This is a genomic window from Pseudoalteromonas sp. UBA6610, from assembly GCF_002433295.1.
Taxonomy (GTDB): Bacteria; Pseudomonadota; Gammaproteobacteria; order Enterobacterales; family Alteromonadaceae; genus Pseudoalteromonas; species Pseudoalteromonas atlantica.
The window spans coordinates 1-19,588 of sequence record NZ_DJHW01000072.1 but is presented as its reverse complement, the minus strand read 5'-3'; the positions used below and the strand labels follow the sequence as shown (position 1 = coordinate 19,588).

At 40.2% G+C, this 19,588-nt stretch carries 20 protein-coding genes and 1 tRNA gene; 6 read left to right on the top strand and 15 right to left on the bottom strand.

Going from position 1 to position 19,588, the window contains the following annotated elements; translation table 11 throughout:
* Nucleotides 1–163 precede the first annotated feature (163 nt).
* Genes B4F91_RS10135 through B4F91_RS10125 form a run of 3 tightly spaced genes read left to right on the top strand, consistent with a single transcriptional unit; the run spans nt 164 to nt 3,838 of the window.
* Nucleotides 164–2,704 carry an EAL domain-containing protein gene (locus B4F91_RS10135; protein WP_286743617.1) on the top strand — a complete coding sequence of 847 codons (2,541 nt, stop codon included), beginning with the start codon at nt 164–166 and terminating at the stop codon, nt 2,702–2,704.
* Between the two features lie 28 nt (nt 2,705–2,732).
* Entirely contained in the window at nt 2,733–3,542 is an 810-nt protein-coding gene (locus B4F91_RS10130; protein WP_055252638.1) for a DUF2797 domain-containing protein, read from the top strand.
* Nucleotides 3,543–3,544: 2 nt separating this feature from the next.
* Complete coding sequence (locus tag B4F91_RS10125; protein WP_004588636.1) at nt 3,545–3,838, top strand: hypothetical protein; 294 nt, start codon at nt 3,545–3,547, stop codon at nt 3,836–3,838.
* 48 nt (nt 3,839–3,886) lie between these two features.
* On the opposite strand, the gene B4F91_RS10120 is transcribed toward B4F91_RS10125, so the two are convergent.
* The 6 genes from B4F91_RS10120 to B4F91_RS10095 all read right to left on the bottom strand — a co-directional run bounded on the left by B4F91_RS10120 (nt 3,887) and on the right by B4F91_RS10095 (nt 8,848).
* Complete coding sequence (locus B4F91_RS10120; protein ID WP_096740212.1) at nt 3,887–4,804, bottom strand: histone deacetylase family protein; 918 nt, start codon at nt 4,802–4,804, stop codon at nt 3,887–3,889.
* 77 nt (nt 4,805–4,881) lie between these two features.
* On the bottom strand, nt 4,882–6,423 hold the full coding sequence (locus B4F91_RS10115; RefSeq protein WP_286937086.1) for a serine hydrolase: 1,542 nt from the start codon (nt 6,421–6,423) through the stop codon (nt 4,882–4,884).
* 11 nt (nt 6,424–6,434) lie between these two features.
* A complete protein-coding gene (locus B4F91_RS10110) occupies nt 6,435–6,929 on the bottom strand; it encodes a gamma-glutamylcyclotransferase family protein (protein ID WP_286937085.1) in 495 nt (164 codons plus the stop codon).
* A 15-nt stretch (nt 6,930–6,944) separates the two neighbouring features.
* Nucleotides 6,945–7,571, bottom strand: a complete 627-nt coding sequence (locus tag B4F91_RS10105) for a LysE family translocator (RefSeq protein ID WP_286937083.1) — start codon at nt 7,569–7,571, stop codon at nt 6,945–6,947.
* A gap of 11 nt (nt 7,572–7,582) precedes the next feature.
* On the bottom strand, nt 7,583–8,356 hold the full coding sequence (locus B4F91_RS10100; protein WP_024031425.1) for a hypothetical protein: 774 nt from the start codon (nt 8,354–8,356) through the stop codon (nt 7,583–7,585).
* Nucleotides 8,357–8,365: 9 nt separating this feature from the next.
* Nucleotides 8,366–8,848, bottom strand: coding sequence for a CreA family protein (locus B4F91_RS10095; RefSeq protein WP_004588642.1), 483 nt, complete (start codon nt 8,846–8,848; stop codon nt 8,366–8,368).
* Between the two features lie 168 nt (nt 8,849–9,016).
* Here B4F91_RS10095 and B4F91_RS10090 point away from each other — a divergent pair, with 168 nt between their 5' ends.
* Nucleotides 9,017–9,346 carry a 5-carboxymethyl-2-hydroxymuconate Delta-isomerase gene (locus B4F91_RS10090; protein WP_154945206.1) on the top strand — a complete coding sequence of 110 codons (330 nt, stop codon included), beginning with the start codon at nt 9,017–9,019 and terminating at the stop codon, nt 9,344–9,346.
* Nucleotides 9,347–9,455: 109 nt separating this feature from the next.
* Here the strand turns inward: B4F91_RS10090 and B4F91_RS10085 are convergent, their stop codons facing one another.
* Both B4F91_RS10085 and B4F91_RS10080 read right to left on the bottom strand, forming a co-directional pair.
* Nucleotides 9,456–11,336, bottom strand: coding sequence for a methyl-accepting chemotaxis protein (locus B4F91_RS10085; protein ID WP_286937078.1), 1,881 nt, complete (start codon nt 11,334–11,336; stop codon nt 9,456–9,458).
* Between the two features lie 194 nt (nt 11,337–11,530).
* Nucleotides 11,531–12,484 (bottom strand): LysR family transcriptional regulator, encoded by a 954-nt coding sequence (locus tag B4F91_RS10080; RefSeq protein ID WP_286937075.1) that lies wholly within the window; start codon nt 12,482–12,484, stop codon nt 11,531–11,533.
* A gap of 144 nt (nt 12,485–12,628) precedes the next feature.
* On the opposite strand from B4F91_RS10080, the gene B4F91_RS10075 reads away from it, so the two are divergent.
* A complete protein-coding gene (locus B4F91_RS10075; protein WP_286937073.1) occupies nt 12,629–13,450 on the top strand; it encodes a DUF4437 domain-containing protein in 822 nt (273 codons plus the stop codon).
* A gap of 650 nt (nt 13,451–14,100) precedes the next feature.
* Here the strand turns inward: B4F91_RS10075 and B4F91_RS10065 are convergent.
* From B4F91_RS10065 to B4F91_RS10040, 6 genes are all read right to left on the bottom strand, one after another.
* Nucleotides 14,101–14,955: a hypothetical protein gene (locus tag B4F91_RS10065; protein WP_286937071.1), complete on the bottom strand. Its 855-nt coding sequence runs from the start codon at nt 14,953–14,955 to the stop codon at nt 14,101–14,103.
* The gene (locus B4F91_RS10060; RefSeq protein ID WP_286937069.1) at nt 14,948–15,610 is read right to left on the bottom strand and encodes a hypothetical protein; all 663 of its coding nucleotides are present in this window, start codon (nt 15,608–15,610) and stop codon (nt 14,948–14,950) included. Before B4F91_RS10060 ends, B4F91_RS10065 begins: the two co-directional genes overlap by 8 nt.
* A complete protein-coding gene (locus tag B4F91_RS10055) occupies nt 15,607–16,473 on the bottom strand; it encodes a TIGR04255 family protein (RefSeq protein ID WP_286937067.1) in 867 nt (288 codons plus the stop codon). The genes B4F91_RS10060 and B4F91_RS10055 overlap by 4 nt, the downstream gene beginning before the upstream one ends.
* A 181-nt stretch (nt 16,474–16,654) precedes the next feature.
* Nucleotides 16,655–16,731 (bottom strand) — tRNA-Ile (locus B4F91_RS10050).
* A gap of 269 nt (nt 16,732–17,000) precedes the next feature.
* On the bottom strand, nt 17,001–17,159 hold the full coding sequence (locus tag B4F91_RS10045) for a YqaE/Pmp3 family membrane protein (RefSeq protein WP_004587604.1): 159 nt from the start codon (nt 17,157–17,159) through the stop codon (nt 17,001–17,003).
* 65 nt (nt 17,160–17,224) lie between these two features.
* Nucleotides 17,225–17,791, bottom strand: a complete 567-nt coding sequence (locus B4F91_RS10040; RefSeq protein ID WP_004587605.1) for a BON domain-containing protein — start codon at nt 17,789–17,791, stop codon at nt 17,225–17,227.
* A gap of 317 nt (nt 17,792–18,108) precedes the next feature.
* Between B4F91_RS10040 and B4F91_RS10035 the strand changes: the two genes are divergently transcribed.
* Nucleotides 18,109–18,765 (top strand): LiaF domain-containing protein, encoded by a 657-nt coding sequence (locus tag B4F91_RS10035; RefSeq protein ID WP_286937065.1) that lies wholly within the window; start codon nt 18,109–18,111, stop codon nt 18,763–18,765.
* A gap of 70 nt (nt 18,766–18,835) precedes the next feature.
* Here B4F91_RS10035 and B4F91_RS10030 read toward each other — a convergent pair whose 3' ends face one another.
* The gene (locus B4F91_RS10030) at nt 18,836–19,252 is read right to left on the bottom strand and encodes a VOC family protein (RefSeq protein WP_004587607.1); all 417 of its coding nucleotides are present in this window, start codon (nt 19,250–19,252) and stop codon (nt 18,836–18,838) included.
* Nucleotides 19,253–19,588: the final 336 nt, after the last annotated feature.

Below are 19,588 nucleotides of genomic sequence, written 5' to 3'. Positions count from 1 at the left end.
CCACTAGGTTACAAACCTCGCGCCACGATTAAATCGTCCCTAGTTAGAACAAATTTTAATCCTGAAGGATAAGCAGGCCCTAAAAATTTAACTAAAAAAGCGCAGTTTATATGCGCTTTTTTAGTGCTACACTAATTAAAAGATTTATTACAAGTATACAACGTTGGAAACGAAAACTTTACGTTATCATGCCGCGGCCATAGCCATACTGATTTTCATATTTTATATTATTAGCACACTCGCTTCTAACCTGGTTGTGCCGACTCGCTATACCATCGATAAAACCACGCCTGTATATTTAGACTTTGCCTACTACATAGATGAAAGTAAATCTCACACACTCAACGATATTATTTTAAATCCCGAGCTAATCACCCACCAGCCGTTAACCGATATTCAGTGGAGCTTTAAGCAGCAAAACTATTGGCTATTTATAGACCTTGAAAATAAAAGTTTGGATGCTCAAGACATTGTTGCCCATTTTGATAACCCGATGGTTGATCACCTAAGCGTGTATCGGTTAAACAAAAGAAATGAGCTTATAGAAAGCTATAAATTAGGTGATAAAGTAAAGTCTCTCACGCTTTTTCAATATAGCGTACCGCATATACGTTTTGCACTTGAGAGTAAAACAACAGAGCGCTTAGCCATAAAAATAGATACAACGGGGATCAGCAAAACCCCAGTTAATTTGTATCGCCATAAAGAATTTGTTGATTTAGTTCGCTCGCAAACCGGCATTTGGGGCATATTTGCCGGCGTGTTATTAATGGCTGCTCTGTATAATTTAGTGCTTTATTTTGGGATTAAAGACCGCGTTTATTTAGTTTATATAGGCTATATAATTAGTGCGCTGTGTTTAATGGGCATTGTAATGGGCTTTGGCTTTTACTTGTGGCCCCTAGAGTGGCAATTGTACTTACACGAAAAAGTGATTTTTTCAAACTACGCAATGGCCTTTTTTACGCTCGCCTTTTGCACCATGTTTTTGCGCTACCACAAGGACAAATGCTGGCGCTATAAAATGAGTAAAGCGCTACTTATTTTAATATCTTTATTATCAATCACCACTTTATTTATACCCGAGTACATTGCAGCACCCATCTTTTTTTGTGTATTAAGCTTGTTATATATTACGTGTGTTATTTTAATTTATAACAAACTACGCACGGGCTTTAGGTGGGCGAAGTTCTACGTTTTTTCGTGGGTCCCCCTCATTGTTGGCGCGGCAATACAGCCGTTAGAATTAACGGGCTATTTGGATTATAGCTTTGCGATTCGTCACGCGTTTTTAGTGGCTATATTGTGTGAAGTTATTTTAATGGCTATGGCACTTGCCGATAGAGTGCGCTACCAGCGCGAGCGTGCGCTTTATCATGCTACACATACCCAGCAAACTAAATTACTTAACAGTGCCAAATTAAAGCAAGCATTTATGAGCTTACAAGCGCAGGGGCGAAATACCACCTTGTGTTTAATTAAAATCCGCCATTTTAACTCGCTCAATACCATTATTACCCCATCACAGGGCTACACTTTAATAAAGCATGTGGCTAAGCAAATAGAGTTAGAGCTTAGCCATGAGCGCGAATTTACCAACCTAGATACAGATTTTAATAACAGCCCCCGCTTAGCCGACTTAGGCAGCGGGGTATTTGCCTGCATATCTACTAAAAACCAAAACCAGGAGTCACTTGAAGGGGCCTTAATTAAAGTTATAAATAGCCTACCCAAACAATACGAAATTCAAGGCTTAAACTTACAACTTACCTATAACATAGGGATTAGTAGCGCAGCCCACAGTGACGACTTTGAATACTGGACGAAACGGGGTTACTTGGCACTTAAAAAAGCTAAAAGTAATAACGATTTAGTAGTAAGCGCTTCTAACGGCAGTAATATATTAATGGATGTGGCATTGGCCGCTAAATTACAACAAGCGATTAAAAACAACCAACTTGCGTTGTATTACCAACCTCAAATAGGGCTGAACTTTAATCAAGTATGTGGCGCTGAAGCGCTGCTACGTTGGCCCGACCCGGCTTTTAAAGGCGTATCGATAGAAGAGCTGATCACCCTTGCTGAGCACACAGGTATTATTAACGAGCTTACCTTATGGGTTATTGAGCAAGCCTGTAAAGATATCGTCAAACTAACCGAGCAAGGCTATAACGATCACCCAATTAGCGTAAATTTAAGTGCTAAAAATCTGTCGATTAAAAACCTAGCCGAAAAAGTCGAAAACATTCTTATAAAATACCAAGTTCCGGCGCAGCTTCTTAAGTTTGAATTAACGGAGTCAGCATTAGTCGAAAGCCACGAAGCGCTTATTTCGTTGGTTAATGAGCTTTCTGATTTAGGGGTGCGCGTGGTCCTTGATGACTTTGGCACTGGCTATTCATCGCTAAGTTATTTGGTTAATTATCGCTTTACGGAGCTCAAAGTAGATAAATCGTTTGTATTTGATTTAACGAATAACACCGCCAATAAAGTGATTGTGCAAACCGCTATAGATATGGCACATAACCTAGGACTATCTATAACCATGGAAGGCATAGAAACCCAAGATGTACACCACTTATTAAAAGAAATGGGCGCCGACAGAGCGCAAGGTTACCTATACGCTAAGCCACTCCCCCTAGATGACTATTTGTATTTCTTAAAAAGCCAATACAGTTTAAAGATGTTAAACTCCACGTTTTAATATCAACATCTTTAGGGGCCAAGTAAAGATGCAAGGCACTTTGCGTAAATTAAAATCGAGCTTAACAGAGCCGGTTCAATATCATCTTCCTGTGGGCGACAACCTAGTCGACCTAAACGCACTCATTGGTAAAGAGTTAACGCTGACGTTTAGCGGTACCATTTTATGCTCTAACTGTGGCAAAAAAACCAAAAAGAGTTACTCGCAAGGCCACTGTTTTGTGTGTATGCGCAAGCTTGCTAGCTGCGATATGTGCATTATGAAACCAGAAACTTGCCATTACGATAAAGGCACTTGCCGCGAGCCGCAATGGGGCGAAGAAAACTGCATGATCCCGCATTATGTGTATTTAGCCAATACCTCAGGGCTTAAAGTAGGTATTACTCGCCATACGCAAATACCGACACGTTGGGTTGATCAAGGCGCCACTCAAGCACTGCCTATTTTTAAAGTACAAACACGTTTGCAATCAGGCTTAGTTGAGGTGGCATTGGCCGAGTTTATTGCCGATAAAACCAATTGGCGTAACATGCTAAAGGGTCAAAACGAAGCCATTGACCTTAAAGCCGCTGCGGCAGAGCTGATCCCGCAAATTAGCGATAAATTAAACGAGCTAAGCGAGTTATTTGGTGCCACAGCCATAGAGCAACTTGATGAAGACGTGGTTGATTTAAACTTTCCGGTGACAGAGTACCCTACTAAAATTAGTTCGTTTAATTTTGATAAAAACCCAGTAGTAAGCGGCGTGCTGCAAGGTATAAAAGGTCAGTACTTAATTTTTGATACTGGCGTTATTAATGTGCGTAAATTTACCTCATACGAGGTAACAGTAGGGTAACTATGCTAAACAGCTTTCCACAGTTATTAATTGTTTATAATGAGCTTGAAATAGCGCACGATAAACAAGAACAAGAAGCGTGTTTGCACAGCGTTACGCAAAGTGAGCTTAGTAATGTGCGTGTGTTGAACAAGCAAGGTGAGTACGTTGACCTGCAAGGCGCTGCATGCGCCCCTCTTTCACAGGAGCAGCTAGCGCAACTGGTCACCACTTATTTATTAAATGAAGGGCAATGCTGCCTTGGCAAAATTAAAACCCTTAATACCAAGCAGGCGTTTGATTTACTAGGTTTATAACCCTTAGTTATACCAATTCGCTTAATTAAGTATTATTGCGGATTGGTCTTAGTACTCACTAAGCACTTTTATATGCGCTACAGCACTCCTTCCTAATGCTGATAGCGCATAGCCCCCTTCAAGGTAAGATATAACCCCCTTGCAACCACTCTCTTTTGCAACGTCGCATAATTGCTCTGTAAGCCAGCTGTAGTCATCTTCTACAAACTTTAAACTTGCCATGTCATCTTCTAGGTGGGCATCAAACCCTGCACTAATAAATAGCAGCTCTGGCTTAAAGGCTTTTAATTTTGGCAACCATTGGGTATTAAACACTTCTTTTAAATCATCGCCACTACTGGCAATTGGCAAAGGGGAGTTAACTATGTGGCTGTTATTTTTTACGGCCGTGTTTGGGTAAAATGGGTATTGAAATAGCGAACAAAGTAATACGTTTTCATCGTTTATAAATATGTCTTGGGTGCCATTACCATGGTGTACGTCAAAATCAGCAATTGCTATACGTTTAATGCCTTTACTTTGGGCATACTTAACCGCTATAGCTAAATTATTAAATACACAAAACCCAGATGAAGCGTGTGCATTGGCATGATGCCCTGGCGGGCGTACAGCGCAAAACGCCGCATCGAGTTTATCTGCGAGTATTTCATCTACAGCCAACAACCCAGCTCCTACGGCGCGCTCTACCGCTTTAAACGAATCAGGACAAAGCCAAGTGTCGCCATCAAGGTTATGTAGCCCCTGCTCAGGAACTAAGCGCTCCACAAGGTTAACTAACGACTCATCATGGGCTAATAAGTAATGCTCACGCTGCGCTTTAGGCGCTTGTAGATGCGTTAAGCCAATATCTACCCCACTTGCCAAAAGTCTATCGGCAATAGCGTCTAGGCGCTCTGGGCACTCAGGATGATCGTCAATCATTTTATGTTTACGGCAATGAGGATGTGAAATAACTGCAGTACGCATAAACGCTCCTTTAATGTGAGTGCTTAATATAACAAAGCCACCTTACGGTGGCTTTGCGACTTTGGTGTATAGCATCACTACTTAGCTTTTAAATTAAGGTTTCTAAAATCAAAACTAAAGTCTGTTACCGCTGTTGATACCGCGCGCATTTTTGCGCTATTAACACGGTTGTTTGCGCCCATATCAAAACGAATAAACGCATCGGCCTCGAGTAGCTTTTCATCCCACTTAACAATAAACGTATTACCTGTGTAATGCTCAAGCGTGCCTTTTAAGCGTTTGGTATGGGTAAAATCAATACGTAGTTTGCCATCTAGTTGCTCAATAATTACATCGCCGTACCAATCGTCATGTAACGTGCCGGTGTAATTTATATTAGGTAACTGTGGCTGGTAATCTGCTGGGGTGTCGGGTTTTGCATTGGCGTAGGCTTTTTGTTTACTCGCAAAATGTTTTTTAGCCAACTCTTCAACCCAGTCTTTATCTTCAAGCTCAAGGGCGTCTTCTAGCACTTCGTGGGTTACTGCCGAAAGTGCACTAAATGCTTGCTGATTAGATAAAATAACAATGCCGAGCTTTTTCTCAGGCAATAATGTAACTTGCGACACCATACCTAAAATGCCCCCGCCATGGCCTAGCTTTTTAAAGCCATGGTAATCTTCAATGCTCCAACCTAGCCCATAGCCTCTAAATTGCTGATGATAGGCCTCATACGCACTTTTAGAAGCCATAGAGGTAATATGCGGGTGCCACATTTGCGCTTGCTGTTTTTCACTAAATAGTTGCTCGCCGCTTGGCATTTTTCCGCCAGCTAACTGCGTTAGTAACCATTGGCTCATATCGTTTACGCTTGATGCAATAGCCCCTGCACCTCTAAAGTCTTCTAGGTAGTTAACAAAAAAAGGATTGAGCTTGCCATCCATTGGTATGTGGCCAATTGCCCAGTTTTTATTGCTTTTTGGAATACGCGAAAAGCCCGCGCGCGAGTTATCCATGTGCAAAGGCTGTAATATATTTTTTTCGATGTAATCGTTCCAGCTCATTCCTGATACACGTGCCACCACTTCGCCTGCGGTTACAAACATTAAGTTGTTATAGGCATACTGGCTGCGAAAGCTGCTGGCTGGTTTTAAATACTGTAGGCCGGCTAAAATATCCTTTATAGATTTATCAGTACTTGGCCAAATCATTAAATCGCCCTGCCCAAGCCCTAAGCCACTGCGATGGCTTAATAAATCACGAACACGCATTTCGCGGGTGACGTAGGAGTCGTACAACCTAAACTCAGGTAAGTGGTCAATTACCCTGTCATCCCAGCTTAACTTACCTTCATCAACCAACTTAGCCAGCGCTGCACTGGTAAACGCTTTTGTGTTTGAGGCAATACCAAAAAGTGTATCTTTGTTCACTTTTGCATTTGTATTGAGGTTGCTTGTCCCAAACCCTTTAGCAAACACAACTTTATCGTCTTGCACAACCGCTACCGCCATACCCGGTACGTCAAAGCGTGCCATTGAGGTGTTAATGACCTCTTCTAAGTCCGTGGTATTAATTTGTGCCCAACTATTAAAAGTGGCACTGGCAAGCAACGCTAAACTGGCTAATTTAGTGAGTTTCATGGTTATCCTTATTATTTTTGGTGCACTGCAAATTCAATATCAGCACGCTCTTTATTTGTATCGGGCTTATGCGGCCGATTAAGTATTGCATCACTGTATTCTTTTGGTACGCCCGCCTCAAGCGCGCCGCGATGAACGTGCTGAATATACCAGTCGTATGGCAGTACATCGTTATCGTGAGTGTTAGCAATATAGCAATGGGCCTCTATTTGCTCACCATCTAACAAAGTGGGCTTAATAGCCACGCAATCGTAGCCTGGGCCTTCTATGGTATCTAAAATTGCTTTTTCGGCTTCATCAAGTTCATACACCACGCCATATACCAAGGCGTTTTGGTCATCACTTTTTTGAATACTGCACTTACCCGAGCCATCTTTAAATAGCATATTAAACGTAAGCTCATAGCCTTTTAGTACAGCTGTGCCAACTCGCTTTGCTTTTGGTAAACGCGCAAGCAAGCGGTTAGAGGACATATTCGATCCAAACGAAAAATTATAAATAGGCATGACTTCTCCCTAGGGTTAAATTACTACACGAATGGCTAAAGCAATTAAAATAACACCTATACCCCGGTCAAACCAATAGCCGCTTTTTTGAAAAAATGCCCGTACACTGGGTTTTGACAGCACTAAAGAAAGCATAGAAAACCACACCCACGTTGCCAAAGCCATATAAACCCCATACACAATTTGCACGCTAGTTGGTGTAGTTACACTAATAACTAAGGTAAATAACGACATAAAAAAGAGAGTGGCTTTAGGATTAAGCGCGTTGGTTAAAAAGCCGCGCCTAAATGCATGCCATACGCTTTCTTGTGGGGCTGTTTTGTTTTCTATGTTGTCTGTTTTATTTACCGGTGGTTTGGCTGCCCTTAATGCTTGTACGCCTAAATAGGCTAAATACGCCCCCGCAACATACTTTAATGCCATAAATAAATTAGGCGACTGCGTTAAAATTAGCGCTCCCCCTAATACGCAATATCCTACGTGTAATAAAATAGCAGCGCCCACACCAGCGCTTGTCCATAGGGCGTTACGCCTGCCCTGCTGTATACTTTGTTTGAGCACCACGGCAAAGTCGGGGCCTGGGCTGGCTACTGCAAAAAAGTGGGCGATGGCAATCAGTAAAAATTCGTCTAAGTAGTTCACAAGTATCCGGTTTAAGTTGGTGCATAGGCAAGCAATAGTGGATTAGCAGAGTTATCAACTAATGCTTTGATCTCTTTTTGGGCTTTTTTAAATTGGCTGCGCAAATGTGGCTTTAAATGTTTTTTAGAGACACGATCGTTTTTAAAATAACTAATCAGCGCGTGCATAAATACGGTATGGGTTTCGCTTAGCTTCGCTTCACGATTAGCATAAGGGTTATAGCACGAGCCACACCCGCCTTTAAATTGATACACAGTGTTGCTCATCATTACCCCAAACCCTAAAAAACAGGCCAGCGCATCTGCCGCTTGTGGTAAGTAGTCTTTACCACCTGGCGGTAACACCCCAACATGATGAATTAATACAGTAGCCAGCGTACCGGCAAAGCTGGCCACTAAATCTTGCGGCTGATTAATTTGATTAGGGTTAAATGAGATATTAATCGTATGGCTTGGCGGTACAATAAGCTGGCTTTGCTCTCCGCGTAAGTGTTCAGCAAATTCAAAATGCGGAAATACTTGCGGCTGTAACTGTTGTGGCGCAACTAATTGTATTGGCCACGCACTCATACCTGCGTAATCACGTACTCGTACAAATACCTTAGTGGCCATTTCCTCAATACTCGATACCGAATCAGGAAAATGCGCCACCGTTGGCAATATTATTTGCGTATGCTTGGTAAAAAATGCGGCATCAAAGTGCTCTACCGCCCAAATAAAGGTATCAATTAGCCACTGCTGCTCGGCTTGTTCTAGCAGCGGCTTTGATTTAAATAACGCTAACATAGTGTGCTCTTATTTTTGTTCAAGTGCCCAGTTCCAAGCTTGTGTATTGTATAAAGGCACAGTTGAAAGTGCGTGGTGGTGGCTGCCGCTCGACTCTTTAGTCGAGTACGATAAGTACAGTAATGTGCGGTTTTGTGCATCGTAAATACGGCGCACTTTTAGCGATTTAAATAAAATACTTTTTGATGACTTAAACACCACTTCGCCCGACTTACTGCGATCTATTGCTTGTAACATATCGGCTGTAATTGGCCCTGTTTGGCGACACGCAATAGACATATCAGAGGGATCTGAAAAATCTAAATCGGCCTCAATATGGCTAATATGGCACGTAACCCCTTTTACTAGTGGGTCTTGCTGGGAATTTACCACTACATCTTTAGTAGTAAACAGCCCTAAGCTCACCGATGCAACATCATCTGAGCAGGCACTTAAGGTAACCACTGCACTTAATAGCACAGCTAAACGTTTAAAGCGGTGTGGTAATTTCATATTAATCCTTAATTTTGCTTTATAAGCGAAGGTTCACGTGACTGTTTTTATACTACCATCAAAAATTAATACAACTAAATTTAGGCCATTGAGGGGTTAGCGCACAGTTCAGGCTTTGGTACAATTATACGTACGCCCACGTAGTAACTCATAATAGGAAACGCGTAAATGCCGCACATTATTATTGAACACTCTGAAGATCTTCCTGTATTACCGCAAGTACTTGTTGAAAAAGTGCACAACGCGACTTTTCAAAGTGGTTTGTTTGACTTAGAAACCATTAAAACCCGCGCTATTGCTTATCAGCAATACCAGCTAGGTGAAGGAAAAGAAGGGTTTATTCATATTGCGGCGCATATCATGGCCGGGCGCTCTATTGAACAAAAACAAATGTTAAGCGAGCGCTTGCTTGAGTGTTTAAAAACTTATTGCCGAGATTCTGACAGCTTAAGCGTTAATATTTACGACATTCAACACGAAATTTACCGTAAAAATTAACCCGTTTAAAACGCGTTGTTATTAACCTAAGCTTTGGTAATAAACCTCTTAACCAAAGCTTAGATTAACTAAGTTACAACGCGTTTTTTAGCTTAATGTTGTCACTTTTTTAAAGCGTAAACTTACCCAGTAAGTCTTTTAATATATTCGACTCTTCATTTAGCCCATTGCATAGCTGCTCTGAGGTTTTCATATTTTGTTTTGTTTGCTCAGCAGAATCAGAAATCATCACCACATTTTGACTAATTTCTGAGGTAGCCAACGTTTGCTCCCGGGTGGCTGTAGCCACTGAGCTATTTAGCTCACTTAGCGTAACAATTTCTTGAGATATACCCGTTAAGGTACTCCCCGTTACTTTTAAACGTTCGGCGTTTTCTAGGGTATTTTTACTGCCAAGCTCTATAGCCGACACCGTACTTGAAGCCTTAGAATTTAACGTGTCTATCATTTCGTTAATTTGCTCGGTCGACTCTGCAGTACGCATAGCAAGGGTTCTTACTTCATCGGCTACAACGGCAAAACCACGGCCGTGTTCGCCTGCCCGCGCGGCTTCTATGGCAGCATTGAGCGCCAGTAAGTTAGTTTGCTCCGATATTGCTTTAATAACATCAAGCACCTGCGTAATTGACTTTATCTCTCCTGAAAGCTCAGTTACCGAGGCAACCGAGGTAGCCATGGCGTTTTCTAGCTGCTCCATTTGCTTTATCGTGCTATTTACAAACTCCACCCCTTTATGAGTCGCTTCTTCTGTTGAAGTCGCAATGTCAGAGGCGTTACTGGCACTGTTTGAAATGTCTTGTACGGTTACTTCCATTTCGTTAACGGCTGCCGCCACCGTTTGCGTGCTCGATGATTGCACCTCGGCCAAGTTAGCCGCCCCCTGCACTTGCACTAACACATTTTCTGAAATGCTTTTAACGTGGTTTGCTGAGTCCGACACTTGCTTAAACATGCCATGTAACTGCTCTAAAAATAAATTAAAGTTAGCGGCAAGCTCTGATATTTCGTTGTTATCGTTAGTAGGCAGCCTTACGGTTAAATCGCCATCTTTTTTAGTTAACGCGCTCACTGCAGCGGTTATGTTTTCAATGGGTTTAAATATTTGCGACACTAAAACTCTGGCCAAGACAAAGCCTATAATGGCGATGATCACACCAAATAATAAATTGCTATTAATGGCACTATTTATTGGCCCGTATAACTGCTGCTCGGGCACTTCTGCCACTAAATGCCAACCTAATGACTCAATAGGCGTACTCGACACAACATAATCTTCACCTGCCATTGTTTTACTAATAATGGCGCCATTTTTAATATCGTTAATATTAATTTTTTGACCCATTTTACTTCTGTCACTGTGAAGCATTACCTCACCTTCATCAGAGACCAAATACACCACGCCGGCTTCGCCAATACGGTATTCGTTAATTAGGTTGATCATAGAATCGAGCGAGCGCCCCACGCCGGTAATGGCGGTACGCTCGCCGTTAATTTGCAGTGCATAGTTAATAAAAACTACCATGCTATTTGTGGTTTTATCTATATCCAGTGCTATTTCAAAGGGTCTGTTAGAGGATAAAAACTGATCAAACCATACATCTTCGCTTCTATCTATCTGTCTAGATATGCCAATATCGGTGTAATAGTTGTTGGTATTTTTGGAAATTATATAAGCAATAACTGCGTTGTTATCTTTTTTAATACTGGCTAAATAATTAATATAATCGGTTCTTGCTTGCTCACTCTCACCGTTACTTAGCCACTGTTTAACAAAGCTGTTTTGCGCAATTTCTTTGGCAACAATTATAGGAGTGGCAAGTTCGAGTTCAATTTTGCTTTTTACTTCACTCAGTGCGGTGGGTAAATCAACCTTTGCGAGCTTTTCATCGGTATGATTTTGAATACTATTTGAAAATAAAAATGTAGAAACCGCTAACGGCACAACAATAGCCAAAATAAGACTAATATAAACTTTTTGTTTAAGTAACATACGATACCTGTAAATGGATAAAGGACTTAACTAACACTTGCTTAGAATAAATATAGGATCGGCTGAGCAATAAGCCCAATAATTAGAAAATAGAACATAAAAGAAGAGCGTGTATTTTAATTTAATCCACCACAGGAAAGCGAATTAAATTTTAAAGGCGCAAGGCTAGCAACACTAACCTCGCGTAAGGTGCACTAGGGTGAATCGGGCCACTCTTGCTCGTTAATTATCCCTTGCGCAATCAGGTTTTTTCTTAATTGGCTAATAGTGTGTTTTAACTCGTCACGAATAAGCCTAATGGCAGGCGTTATAAGCTGGCGGCTAGGCAGTACTAACCACATTTCAGTGAGGGGGATTTTGTAATCGGGCATTAACCTTTTTAGTCTGCCCGCTAATAAATCTTCAGCTACATCAATGGCCGATTTTTTGGCTATCCCGGTGCCATCAACACACCAACGCCTTACTATATCGCCATCGTTAACGGCGCGGTCGCTGCTCATTTTAACCTTGTATTTTTGGTTATCGTTATACAGCTCCCACCCATCATGCACTACCTCGTAGAGCTTATATAAAAGGGCATTATGATTCAGTAGGTCATCTGACGTTAACGGCTCACCGTGCTTTTTAATGTAATCTGGCGAGGCGCATAGCACGTGTGCTATGTTACAAATTTTAAAGCCGTATAAATTTAGCTCCTGTGCGGCCTCTTTAGTTAAGGCGCGCAGCGCAACATCAATTCCATCACGGTAAAAATCAGCGCGGCTGTCGCTTGCTTGTAAGCGCAGCGTCACTTCACTGTGTTTATCCATAATGTTATTTAGCAATACCCGCATAAGGTTGCGCCCCATTTCCGATGACACTGCTATTCGCACTTCACCACTAATAGATTGCTGCTCCTCATGAATAAGCACTTGCCCTTGTTGCAATAAATCGAGAGCCTGCTGACACAGAGGTAAATACCGTTCCCCTTCGGGCGTGAGGCGAATTTGCCTTGTTGTGCGTACAAATATTTGTGCCCCAAGCGCCTGCTCTATTCGCTTTAATGAGACACTTGCAGCCGATGAGCTCATATCTAATTGATTTGCAGCAGCTGTAATTGATTGCAGCTCAGCCACTTTGAGTAATACTTGTAAATCAGCTATTTTCATCCAACCCTCTTATTGCATAAACCAGCATGCGTAACTATAACGTTATTATCCACGTTTTTGCGAAAGTGTATTTAACTTATGCCCATTTATTGACTGAATTTTAAGCCGTACTATAGCGCTATACCAACTTAACGGAGCTTTTAAATGAAATTTTTACTAAACGCATCAACTCTTGCACTGGTTGCAACACTTATATCAACGCCAGCCTCTGCAGAGCAAAGCGCATCAAAAGTTGTTGCTGCAAGCAATATTGACTGGGGTTACTTAAACCCGCTACGTGGTGATAAAAGCCCTGGCGCTGCAGATTTATGGGGAAACCGCACAACCGACACTGCAACAGGCATGTTAGTACGCTTTAAAAAAGGCTTTGAATCTCCGCCGCACATTCACAACATTACCTACCGCGGTATCGTTATTGAAGGACAAATGCATAATGACGGCCCAACAGCCGAAAAAATGTGGATGCCAGCGGGTTCGTTTTGGACACAACCAGCAGGTGAAAACCACACCACTGCAGCCAATGCTGAAACAAATTTAATTTACTTAGAAATCGACTCAGGGCCGTACTTAGTTAAACCAACTAATGCCCAGTTTGATAATGGTGAGCGCCCGTTAAACCTACATGCAGACAACATGGTATGGCTAAACAGCAGCGATTTAAACGACATTAACGCCCAAGGCGTGCAAACCGCCTACCTTTGGGGAAGTACAGCCGATATGAACGGCTCAATGATTAAACTTCCTGCCGGCTTTAAAGGTGAAATAAAAACAGATGCAAGCGAATTTCGTGCTGTTGTTATAGCCGGCGCCGTTGAGTACAACTCAAGCGAGCAAGATAAAGCGCAAAACCTAAGCGCAGGCAGCTATGTAGAATCAACCGGTAACTTTACCCACACGATTGAGAACACTAGCGACAAAACAGCCACTATTTACATTCGTACTAACAGTAAGTACCAAGTAAATTAATTGGTTAAAGCCTCTAGCAAGCCATTGCTAGAGGCTACTTATTCACCTATTTAAATCTTTATATGCAAATCCAGCCATCGCCTTTCGATATTAAAATACAAGCATAAAAGAAACACTGAGTGTTAAAAAATACGAAAAAGAGGTAATCGAAAAGTCTCGTGCCTACACTCCAGCCAAGCTCACGCAATCAGTGAACATCAAACTAGAAAATATAATTTATCTACACAAATAGCCCACGCAGCAGGGTTAGAGCCCATGAACTTTTAACAATTGCCAAAGTATTAGAGCGTAAAGCAGACAAGCGCCCTACACTAGATAGTAAATGGCTTGGTCGAGAAGGTAGTATTTATACAGTAAAAGGTAAAGGCGGTCATGGCCTCAGGCATAGCTACGCACAAGAAAGAATGGATGAGCTAAAAAAATTAGGCTTGGGTAGAGCAACAGCTCTCGAAACTGTGTCACAAGAGCTCGGTCATTTCAGGGCTGAAATTACTGAAGTTTATTTGAGGTAACTATTCTTTTAGTTTGTATATTTCATTTAGTTAAAATCTTATTCTATCTTAAGTTATTTGAGGTCATCGAATTGTATACAGGCATCATGAACAAATCTTAAGATGATCACCTCACAGAACAAAAAGCTCGTCTCTAACTCAAATTGAAACAGGGGCATCATTTTGCTCAGGATCCAATGAGAAATGATCAAAAGGATATCGCCTAAACCTTTTTAACATATCATACGTAAATTCATTTGAGCTTATTACTGCGTCTAGCCCCTCTTGATCATAAGTATCATTTAGGAGCATAACTTTTTCTACCTCACCTATTGGCTGGATAATTAGCTCTTCAAATTGAGAGCTTAGTTCAATTATATTAACCTCATCATTTAATTTAGCCGCGTTTACTACACATATAATACCTAACGCATATGTTTCATTTTCTTTTAATTCTTCAAAGCTATTAAGTTCTATGAAAATCCCTTCAAAATAGTGTGCGTACTGTTTAACCCATTTTTGAAATTTATTATCTCTAAGTGCGTTACCAATACGATTTACTAATTCTTCAGGAAGAGCCAGACGATTATATTGCGCAACCTTCCATCTAAGTAGCGAATTGAGAGAATCAAGTAATAATTTTGAAGTTGGTTTGGTATGCAAAAGGAGTGCTCTATTGAAAGACACAGCGCCATTCATGTTAATATCAAACTTATTTTTATCATGTACAAGAACCATTTTCCTTGGATCTATGATTTTAGCATTTGAGTTTTTAGCCTTTGGGTTAAGAAAACAGACCTGTGCTTCTACATTAGGTAATACTTCAAAGTCACCATATACAACATCACAGCTCATGCTAATAATAATAATATGAGCAACTGGATTATCGGGTAGCTCAGGGATAGGAATCCCGTGTTCATTTGCTGCTGCCAATAACTGTTGGCAGCTAATTACACTTCCTTGTCTCCATTCTAGTTCCAGAAGTATCTGTCTTGAATCGGTAGGATTATCCATTAATAAACACTTCTCCCGACAGTGAATTAATGTCATTCATCGAAGAGATTGGTTTATTTGACCTCTCTAAGCCTTTTTCATTTTGGTTAGCAAGAACTCTTGCATGCTCAACTATTCTGGGACGATCTAAATTATCCTGAGTAAGTAATTCTATGTATGATTTTCCGTCTAATATGACACTTTTAGCTTTGCGACCAAAAGGCTTAGAGCTGAAGTTAGAGATCTCTTGAGCAATTGAAAATACCTCCTGCAGCCTTTTAAAAGTTGCATCTCCTTTTATATCTCCACCTTTTTTCCAGTTATATACTGTAGCTCTTTTAACTCCAATGACTTGCTCTAAATCAGAAACACTAACACCAAGAGAGGAAAATATTGTATGTAACATATCTGTTGTTGAAATTGGTTTTATATTTTTATTCTCTTGATAGCTTAATGGCTTTAAATTAGAAATTGTTACTACCGATACATCACCACTTCTCAATGCAGTAAATCTAGTAGTATCAGGCTGTTGTGAATCCCAACCATTAAGTAAAATTTGCTTATTCTCGGCTACTTGAGCGTTTGCACTTGCGGCTGTTGCAGCTGTCAAAATTAGTACGCCAGCTTTAACTAAGGTACTACTTCTACTTGATGAACTAATAGCAAATGAATTCATAAAACTTCTCCTATTTCCCTTTTATTCCAAACCTTTTCCGCATGAGCGCTTAATATGCCCCAGAAGATATCCGCACTATCTCCGTGCAATAATTGTAAAGATTTGTTTATCGTTTCGATAGACAGCCCCATCACCTCTTTTTCGTTGGGCAGCCATGAATGATCAACATCTAAAAGTGCATACTTACTGGGAGATGCAGTTTTCCAAATATCTTTAATGTTAACTGAGACACTTACTGGAGGGGGATCCTGTATATCACGAGGGAAAAGCTCAATGGTTCCGTTATCAGGAAGCCTTTCTTCCAGTTCAACTCTAATAATTCCATGATCTGTTTGCCTTTGCTGCCTAAAAGTATTCAGAGTACTTAACTGACTGGCTCTGTGTGTATGTGAAATCCACTCTTCACTTATGTAATCTGTATATTGATCGTCTTGTTGAGGTAGAAAAACATCAGTATATCGAAGCCCCATTCGACGCATCCCAGCGTTTTTTGCTTGCGGGAAGCTATTGAAAAAGGCTTCAATTATTAGTGTCCAAAAATCTTTAAACTCATCAAAGTGCTTGTAATCAGTTGTTCGAAAACATAAAGACTCTGTAGTTAGAATTACACTTTTATTGCGCTGCAAACTCAGAAAGTCAAAACGTTGATTCTTATGAGTCTTAAACTCAAGATGCCCTTCGGTAGTTGGTTGAGCTTCAACTTGATTAAGTTCTGATTCATGAAAAATTGATAGTCCAAGATCAAAAAGAGAACTTTTAAAATCCTCTAAACCTTGCTCTATTTTTTTCTTCGGGATAGTCGTGAATCTCAAATCGACCAAAGCCATTACTAATGGAGAATGCTCCAAAATAAACTTATTCATACGCTACAACTAAATTGACAGTGAATTTTACAGTTAAATATACACCTTATTATACACTTTACCAATAGATCTATATAAAGTGTTAACTATTTCGTTCTTATTATATAGAAATAAAAAGTAGCGCAGAGGTAGCACAGGGTAATTTCTGTTAATAGGTATTTACTTGGGAAGCTTTGAAAAGTGGTGGCCCCTCCCAGACTCGAACTGGGGACCTAACGATTATGAGTCGTGTGCTCTAACCAACTGAGCTAAGGGGCCAACTTTGTATAACTACGAGGTAGTTAATTTTTGAAGCGTTTAGCCACTGAGCGACTAAAGCGGGTTGCAGTATAAAAAGTTTTTTAAGGCTTGTCACTAGCAAAAACCTTTATTTTAACAATCAGTAAGCTGACTGCTTAAATAGTAATCTTTTTGCATGCGAATAGGCAGGAAATAACAGAAAAATAAACACAGAAGTATGTAAGCCGCTTTTTTACAATTTTAATAACTATAAAAAAGTGGCCGGCTCACATTGAACACACCACACATTATTTTTTAGCGATAATGTAGATAGCGTGAATTAAACCAGGGAAGTAACCCAGTAAAGTTAGTAAAATATTTAGCCAAAAGTGCATACCTAAACCAACTTGTAAAAATACACCCAGTGGCGGTAATAAAATCGACAGTATTATACGAATGATATCCATGATATAGCTCCTTTAAAAATGACAAGCAAAAAGCCCAGCTAAGCTGGGCTTTTTAGTATAGTGTATTATTCAGCAACAATAGTTAGTTCATCTACTACGTCACGAACATCTTCAGCATTTTTAGCAATTTTTACTGCTAACTGCTTTTCAGCTTCTGTTTCAACAGAACCTTTAAGTTTTACTATACCGTTGTCGGTATCAACATCGATATCTGTACCGTCAACTTCTGAGTCAAATAAGAAACGTGTAGTAATTACTGTGGTGATTTTAGCGTCAGTTAAGTCGTTATCGTCATCATCCATAGTGTCACGATCTTTGTCGTCCATATCCATGTTTTTCACAACAGTTAGGTTGTTTTCTACATCAGATACGCCATCTAGGCTAATTACAAGTTCTTCAGCTAGCTCTTTATCAAGGTCGCTGTTTACTTTACCTGTAAGTACTACCTTGCCATTTTTTACATCAGTGTTAATGTCAAAGTTGTTTAGATTAGTGTTCATAAGAAGCACTGTTTCTGCCTTACCATCAATCCAAGCATCTTTACTTTCATTTTCCCAAGTGCCCGCTTGAGCACCCATAGCTGTAGTACCTAGAACTAAAGCCGCAATCATAGATTTGTTGAATGTTTTCATAATCTTTCTCCTTTTGATTAAAGACACTTTTATGTATGCGAGCTTTAGGCCAACTTTATTAACACTTTAAATTCATAAAGTTAGCTATTTTATTGGGTATAAATAAAAATACCTCCGAGTAAACATTTACAGGCTATTAGGTAAAACTTTCTTAAGTAGTGAAAATAACGATTATATTGCTGTTTTGGTTAATCTATCGTTAATATAATAAATTAAGCGACGCTACTAAAACAATAAATCATTGATATATAAATAGTTAAATTTTGGTACACCACTTGCTATGTACAGTGGTAACTCATATAAAAAGGATTATTCCCATGTCTGTAAAAATTGAAGACCGCCCAATAGAGCAAGTTCGCGAACAAGTGATAGATCAACTTATTTATAACTACAGCCATGGCGTTATTTCAGCTGAAGCCTTTGAAAGGCGCTTAGACAGTGCAATGGAAGCAACCGAAAATACTGCGTTACTTAATTTAGTAGAGGATTTAACCCTTACTACAGATACCCAGTACAGTGCTCAAAAGCAAACGCAATTTGCCCCTAACTACAGTGCCCAACAAGCGGATGAAGAAAACTTAACACTGCGAAGCATTTTAGGCTCAAGCGAGCGTAGCGGCCAATGGGTGGTGCCTAAAAATATTTATATTCAAAACTATATGGGGTCGATTGTTTTAGATTTTACTGATGCTATTTTTGCCCACCAACATGTTACCGTGCATGTAAATTGTATTTTTGGCAGCGAAGAAATTTACGTACCAGAGCACGTTAATGTAGTTTCTAAAATGTTTTGTATATTAGGTAGTTTTGAAAACAAAACGGTGTCGCTTAATAAGCGCCAAGGCCCCACAATTAACCTCGAAGGTAAAACAGTTTTAGGTTCGGTGGAGGTAAAAGTTAAACGCACCATTAAAGAAAAGTTTGTGAGTTTTGCTAATGATTTAAAGGCCCAGCTTGGGGTGAGTAATAAATAATACGGGTAAAAACACAATGGGTAGAAAAGCCATATTATGCGCTTTTCTACACCGTTGTTTACTGCCTATTTTATAAGTCGTTATTACGCTCGCTTGGAATGTCACTCATATACTGCACAAACTCAACCTCGAATCCTGCTGGGTCTAAGTAATATACGTTTTTTCTAAATGGGTTTTCTGCACCCTCTTTATCAATGCTAAATCCGGCGTGTTTTAAGCGCTGTATAACAGCGTCTAGGTTGTTTGTAACGTAGGCAAAGTGAGCCAGCCCGACTTGATGCCCTGCCAAATCTCTGTTTTTATGCTCGCCATTATCGCTTATAGCAATGTAGTGATTATCGTCGCCAAAATGTACCCAGCGCTTAGGTTTGCCATACCAGGTGTTATGCCCTTCACTTCTAATAGACCAATAAGGAAAGGCTGCTTGGTAAAATTTAAGCATGGCATTTATATCGTTTACTACTAAATGTACGTGTTCTAATTTCATTATTATTTACCCTAGTTGATTGCTTAAACACAAGATAAAACCTCAAGCTAACTTTAGGTAAAGCACTTTTTTTAGTTTTTAATAATATTGGCGAGTACTGCCCTTTTAAGATTAATTTTTACATCAATACGTTGGCTAGCAGGACGCGAAAGCTTTGCATCATGGCTGTGATTAATTTGCCCTTTGGTTGAACAAATTTCAATCCATACACGCCAACATGTCTTAGATACGAATAAATTTACATGCATTTCAAGGCCGTACAAAAAACGCACAAAAGTATTTAGGGTTTATTGTTTACTTTATGGCAAAAGTCGCTAAAATACGCCGGCTTAAATA